Raw genomic sequence first — 2,782 nt, 5'->3', positions numbered from 1 at the left:
AATCGCGGCGATCGTCCGGGCGGTGGGCGCGCGACTCACGCCCCGCTCGTCAAGTCGAACCCATTTCCGCGAGGACCGACCATCATGCTGGGCATCGTCGACCTGCCGCTCTTCATCGGCGCCGTGTTTCTGCTGAACGTGACACCGGGGCCCGATACCGCCTATATCGTCGGCCGCAGCGTGGCACAGGGCCGCGCCGCTGGCGTGATGTCCTCGCTGGGCGTCAGCGCCGGCTGCTGCGTGCACGCGCTGGCGACCGCGTTCGGCCTGACCGCGGTGCTGGCCGCCTCGCCGGTGGCCTTCACGGTGATCAAGTACGCGGGCGGCGCCTATCTGGCCTGGCTGGGCCTGCGGCTGCTGTTGTCGAGCTGGCGCACGCCGGCCTCCGGCGCGGCCGATCCCGCGCAGGCGCCCGCCACCGACCGCCGCAGCCTGCGCGCGCTGTTCATGCAGGGCTTCCTGACCAACGTGCTGAACCCGAAGGTGATCCTGTTCTTCGTGTCGTTCTTCCCGCAATTCGTCGATCCGCGCGCCGGCCAGCAGGCACTGGCCTTCCTCGCGCTGGGCGCGATCATGGTGGCGATGTCGACGGTCTGGAACTCGATGGTGGCGTGGATGGCCGGCACGCTGACGCGGCGGGCCAGCGAAGCGCCGCGCCTGAAGTGCTGGCTCGCCCGCGTGATCGGCGCCGCCTTCATCGGCCTGGGCGCGCGCCTGGCGATGACGCAGCGCTAGCGCCGCGGCCGGCAAAAACCCTTGCCGGCATTGAATTTAGCGGCCCGGCCCCTATCTAACCGTCACCGGACGATCGCGCGCGGACGCCCCGATACGGCGGCTGATACTGCGGCAACAGGGTCGCAATGCGGCCGCGCAGGCAGGGCGCCCGGGCGCGCGACGGCGTTACCACGGAGACCACGGCAATGTTCAACTGGGTCAAGACCTTCATGCTGATGGCGGCCATCACGGCGCTGTTCATCGTCATCGGAGGCATGATCGGCGGCCGCAGCGGCATGATGTTCGCGCTGCTGATGGCGCTCGGCATGAATTTCTTCTCGTACTGGTTCTCGGACAAGATGGTCCTGCGCATGTACAACGCGCGGGAAGTCGATGCGGCCAGTGCCCCGCAGTTCTACGGCATGGTGCAGGAACTGGCGCAGCGTGCCGGCCTGCCGATGCCGCGCGTCTACCTGATCGACGAGGACGCCCCCAACGCCTTCGCCACCGGCCGCAATCCCGAGAACGCGGCGGTCGCGGCGACCACCGGCATCCTGCGCGTGCTGAGCAACCGCGAGCTGCGCGGCGTGATGGCGCACGAACTGGCGCACGTCCGGCATCGCGACATCCTGATCTCGACGATCGCGGCCACGATGGCCGGTGCGATCGCCGCGCTGGCCAACTTCGCGATGTTCTTCGGCGGACGCGACGAGGAAGGCCGTCCGGCCAATCCGATCGCCAGCATCGCGATGGCGATCCTGGCGCCCCTGGCCGCCTCGCTGATCCAGATGGCGATCTCGCGCGCCCGCGAATTCGAGGCGGACCGCGGCGGTGCCGAGATCAGCGGCGATCCGCAGGCACTCGCGATGGCGCTGGACAAGATCGACCGCTATGCGCGCGGCATTCCGTTCCAGGCGGCCGAGCAGCATCCGGCCACCGCGCAGATGATGATCCTGAACCCGCTGTCGGGCGGCGGCATCGCCAATCTGTTCTCGACGCACCCTTCCACCGAGGAGCGCGTCGCGCGGCTGATGCAGATGGCGCAGACCGGTACGTATCCGGTCTGATCGAAGCGCCGATCGGCGGCCTCGTTGACGGCCTCATTGACGGCCTGATCAAGAGCGTGATCAAGGGCCTGTTCGAAGGCCTGTTCGAAGGCCTGTTCGAGGATCCGATCGGAGCCGCGCGCCGGCCGCCACGGCGGCCGGTCCGCGCCGACAGGGTAAACTGCCCGCCTTGCTCCTCGCGAGCCGGCGGGCTTTTTGATGCGCGGGCGATGCCCGCACGCGCGGCGCGATGCCGATCCGCGGCGCGCCCCGGCCGCGGTTTCCGCGGGTATTTCCACGCGCGAGTTCTGCGCGTAGTGCCGCCCGCCGTTGTGCCCGCGGTTTTGCCCGCAGTGCCCTTTATTTGTTCGTTTCCTCACGGTGTCCGATCCATGCGTTTGCCTCCCGATTCCCTTGCCTTCCAGATGCTCGCCGCCGCGGCCGCGGTGCGTGGCGTCAACGAGGGCAGCGCGCTGCCGCAGGCGATCGAAGCCGCCTGCGCGCAGTACCGGCTCGAGCGTACGCGTGACGCGAGCGCGCGCGGCGCGCTGCAGGACCTGGCCTATCGCACCATGCGGCAGTTCGGCACCGTGCGTGCGCTGGTCACGCGCATGGTGTCGCGCCCGCCCGGCGCGCTGGTCGATTCGCTGCTCGCGGTCGCGCTGACGCTGCTGATCGAGGGCGACAAGGAACAGGGGCAAGACGGCGCGCAGGGCGGAGGACAGGGCGGCTATGCGGCCTTCACCGTGGTGGACCAGGCCGTCAACGCCGCCGCTTCCGATCCGAAGTCCGCGCATGCGCGCGGCATGGTCAATGCGGTACTGCGCCGCTTCCTGCGCGAGCGCGAGGCGCTGCTGGCCGAGGTGCGCCGCGACGAGGAGGCACGCTGGAACCTCCCGGCATGGTGGCTGCGCCTGCTGCGCGAGGCCTATCCCGACCGCTGGCAGGCGCTGGCGGGCAGCGCAAGCGAGCGGCCGCCGATGACGCTGCGGGTCAATACCGCGCGCGTTGCGCTCGACGAC

Annotated in this window: 3 protein-coding genes; all 3 read left to right on the top strand. The window is 69.9% G+C overall.

The genetic code is table 11. The features are described 5' to 3' along the window. Nucleotides 1–84: 84 nt before the first annotated feature. Complete coding sequence (locus tag AC6EI8_RS25815; RefSeq protein WP_498383302.1) at nucleotides 85–735, top strand: LysE family translocator; 651 nt, start codon at nucleotides 85–87, stop codon at nucleotides 733–735. Between the two features lie 185 nt (nucleotides 736–920). Beyond that, complete coding sequence (htpX, locus tag AC6EI8_RS25810) at nucleotides 921–1,781, top strand: zinc metalloprotease HtpX (RefSeq protein ID WP_149317436.1); 861 nt, start codon at nucleotides 921–923, stop codon at nucleotides 1,779–1,781. A gap of 371 nt (nucleotides 1,782–2,152) precedes the next feature. Further along, nucleotides 2,153–2,782: 16S rRNA (cytosine(967)-C(5))-methyltransferase (locus AC6EI8_RS25805; RefSeq protein ID WP_498383301.1), on the top strand; the 630-nt coding region annotated here is incomplete at its 3' end.

This window comes from Cupriavidus sp. R6-3 (genome assembly GCF_059772245.1).
Note: the sequence above shows the minus strand (reverse complement) of the source record. Positions and strands in the feature narration are given on the sequence as shown.